The sequence below is a fragment of the Caballeronia arvi genome, assembly GCF_001544695.2.
Taxonomy (GTDB): domain Bacteria; phylum Pseudomonadota; class Gammaproteobacteria; order Burkholderiales; family Burkholderiaceae; genus Caballeronia; species Caballeronia arvi.
On the sequence record NZ_FCOM02000159.1, the window covers coordinates 1 to 3255 of the forward strand.

At 55.8% G+C, this 3255-nt stretch carries 3 protein-coding genes; all 3 read right to left on the minus strand.

The genetic code is table 11. The features are described 5' to 3' along the window. Positions 1 to 30 precede the first annotated feature (30 nt). A complete protein-coding gene (locus AWB74_RS43700) occupies positions 31 to 795 on the minus strand; it encodes a PDC sensor domain-containing protein (RefSeq protein WP_200822122.1) in 765 nt (254 codons plus the stop codon). A gap of 408 nt (positions 796 to 1203) precedes the next feature. Beyond that, complete coding sequence (locus AWB74_RS43705) at positions 1204 to 1644, minus strand: response regulator (protein ID WP_061152694.1); 441 nt, start codon at positions 1642 to 1644, stop codon at positions 1204 to 1206. A gap of 128 nt (positions 1645 to 1772) precedes the next feature. Then, the gene (locus AWB74_RS43710; RefSeq protein WP_061152693.1) at positions 1773 to 2147 is read right to left on the minus strand and encodes a response regulator; all 375 of its coding nucleotides are present in this window, start codon (positions 2145 to 2147) and stop codon (positions 1773 to 1775) included. Positions 2148 to 3255 lie beyond the last annotated feature (1108 nt).

Below are 3255 nucleotides of genomic sequence, written 5' to 3' on the forward strand. Positions count from 1 at the left end.
TTCGTGAGCTGCCTTCTATAACGTCCGCAGCTACGTGAGCGATGACCGCCGAGCTCTATTAATCAGCGTTTCCCTAGGGGCGGGAAATCGAACGAGGGTGGTGCCGTCACTTCGAAAAAGACCGATTGTCAGCGCCTTGTCATGCGTGGTTAGCCGCTGGTAAAACGATTGGAAGTAGTCGCGACGCAGAGAGATGACGAGGACACCGAGAACATGTCCTGTCGCGTCGTATCTGGGCAGAGAAACATTGAAAACGTCGAAAATTGGGTCGGAGATTTGTTCGGGTTGAGAAATATTCAGCCCGGCTTCGCTGTCATCCCGGTCGGACGTTAGGAGAGAACGGTCGCCAATTGACTGAAGTCCGACGGGGTAGACACTGCTACTTGCCAGCAGATTCCCCTTGCGTCCAAAAATTGCGATAGAGGCGACGGAAGGCAAACGCCGCGCGGTGTCCGCGAGGAAATTGTGTATCGATAGCTGTCTTGCGCGAAGTTGCGCGTCGCCGTCATCACCGAGAAGGGCCATGATTCGGAGCGACATCTCCTGCGTGACGTCCAGGACTTTTACAGCTTGTTCTTCGGCTACCCTTGTGAGACGGTCAATTCCCTCAGACGAATCGGATATGCGGGTTTGATAGCCGAAGTAACCGTAAACGGCCAAAAAGAGTAGTGGGGTGACGATTGATGCAACGAACGCCGCGATGAGCATACGGCGGGTTGACCCAAAATCGCGCGGCGGTACAGGGATGTCTAGCGCTGAGCCTTCGGAAGTCGACGCATCGTGATGGGTAATCATGGGGAGTGCATAGCGGTGCGCGAACGCGAAGTCTATTCATATGTTTGTGCTTCGTCAAACGCCTGGGCTGGAGTGGAACTGGACGGGAGGAAGTCGGCAGCGAGTTGCCGATTGGACCCTTGGAGTTCTGTTCCGTCCTTGTGCAAAGCCGTGAAGAACAGGAAGATGGGGGCCGACCAATGGTGTACCCCGAGATGCTCTTACATTAGTTGAGTTCACCATCGCCCGATATTTGCCGGTCAGCGACCGACTCGGGAGGACGCTCGTATGAACTGGTTCTCACCGCAACCGCCGCACTGCGCAGTTCGTCGACGCTCGGGTCAATGCGTTATCGACGAGGTTCGCTTAAGGTTTGATGTGCGCTTTTACAAGGCTAAACCGCGAAGAAAGCCAGCCAAGGGAGAAAAACTAGGCTGTCCTCGCGCTCGATGGCCGCCTATTCAACCGCAACCAGAAGGCGGCGACGAAAGAAAGCGTCTTAGAGAATTCGCCGAAATTCATCGGCTTAACGACGAACGCGTTGATGCCAGACTCATAGCAGCGACGCAGGTCACGTGACTCGCAAGATGAAGTCAGCGCGACGACGGGCAACAGAGCGATTTTCGGAGTGCGACGAATTTCTTGTAGCACGTCAAATCCATCCATCTTTGGCAGCTTCAAATCCATCAAGACAAGTGCAGGGTCGTCGCCAACTCGCCGGAGCCAACGCCCCTCACGCCGCAGATACGCCAACGCCTCCTCACCGTCGCGGGCGGTCTCAATCGCCAGGGAATCGGAGTACGACTCCAACGCAATGAGAGTGAGGTCAAGGTCACGCGGATTGTCTTCGACGATGAGAAGCGATTGCATGTTGAGTCTGACATCTGCTTTGAGTTTTCGCGCAAGCAAGCGATGTTCCGCCCGACTTGGCGAATTCGAGCTGCACCGGTTTGCGACGAACCGCGGCCTTTCGGCAGCGTTGGCGCATCCACTGGCGATTATTCTCGTCTGCTGCCAAGCCGGAACACGGGAAGCTGCTCAATGACCGCAATGAGTTGGTAAAAATCGACTGGTTTCGGAAGAAACGCATCCCAAACCATCGGCACGTTGGCCGGTGGCTGACCGCCCGAGACGAGGATGACAGGCAACGAAGCGAACGTCGGGTAGCACTTGAGTCTTTTGCAGAGTTCGATGCCATCGAACTGAGGCATCTCCATATCTGTGACTACCAAATCCGGTAAGTGCTTCGCTAACTGGGCGAGCGCCACACCACCGTGCTCGGCCCCAAATACCTGAAAGTCGTGGACTTCGAATACGAAGCGAAGAGCTGACAGAGAGTCGAAGTCGTCGTCGACAAGTAGGACGGAATGCATTTCGATTGCCCGCAAACTACAGTTCATCGTACACGGCTACGCAACGACCGTACCGCCTCGTCTAAGCAGAACTCGATGCCGGAATCTTGAACGACTGGATGTCAAGACAGAGACATCGCGGCAATCAGGCAGCTGCTCGCAGTCCGTTCAATGGTGGCGCTCTTTTGGTTTCGGCCTTGCTTGCCTGCGGCACAGACGTTCGGACTGATGCGGGTATGCCGGTCTGTCCCCGTGCCGCTGAAATCCATTTTTGACATAGCTGCGACTCCAGGTCTAGGTATTTTGCCGGCGACGCATTCGATGACGCCGGTAGCCCGTCTCCGGATACGAAAGTTGCCGCTGCCACAGGCAAGGCTTTCGCTCACGTCTTTAATCCAAGCCGGCGGCCGAGCGTGAGCGCCCCAGTCGCGCCGGTTTTCGGATTCAGTGGGCCGGCGAAAGGCTCTCGCAAACGCAGGGTAGAATTGCTCTATGTGCGCTGCGGCAATTGCCGTTTTGCTCAAGGGGGACAATTAGCGCCTGCCAGGTTGGGGAAAAGACCATGGTTTCAACGAAGGCGAGCCTGACGCTCATACTGCTTTTTTGACTTTCTTCATTTCCGCATGCAGCGTCACGCCTCCCGCACCGACAAAGAAGTCAAACGAGGGAAGCGCGAAAGTTCGTGCAGCGATAGAGAGCGCAGTCGCGTCATCGGATTCAGAGCTGACAAAAGACAGTCCGACGGCAAACGGTCGTCGGCAAGCAATTGTTCAATGCGACGCTGTTGGCAGCATGTTCGTTTGCACGGATGGCCAGGCGATATGCTGGTGGAATCGTCGGTCAGGCTACGGCTGCAATTGATGACAGTTTGCTCGCAACAGGCAGCTCAGGGACGAACCCCTCGCAATGAGGGTTCGCTCTCCCCACAAACCGTGGCTAATCGATTTCGGGTCAAGGCGCTATGGTTCCGAGTCGCGTATGTCCCGTGCAGAAATGAGGCTCGGTGCCGGACTATCTCAACACCGAGCCGAAATCTCTTTGCGGCGCGAAGATGTCAACGCCGACTGAAACCTGACCCACATTCGAAGGCTTCGCCGAAGTAAATCTGACCCACCTGGGTCCAGTATCA

Coding starts and splice junctions, on each gene's coding strand:
- AWB74_RS43700 (WP_200822122.1), bottom strand. CDS start 795: ATGATTACCCATCACGATGCGTCGACTTCCGAAGGCTCAGCGCTAGAC.
- AWB74_RS43705 (WP_061152694.1), bottom strand. CDS start 1,644: ATGCAATCGCTTCTCATCGTCGAAGACAATCCGCGTGACCTTGACCTC.
- AWB74_RS43710 (WP_061152693.1), bottom strand. CDS start 2,147: ATGCATTCCGTCCTACTTGTCGACGACGACTTCGACTCTCTGTCAGCT.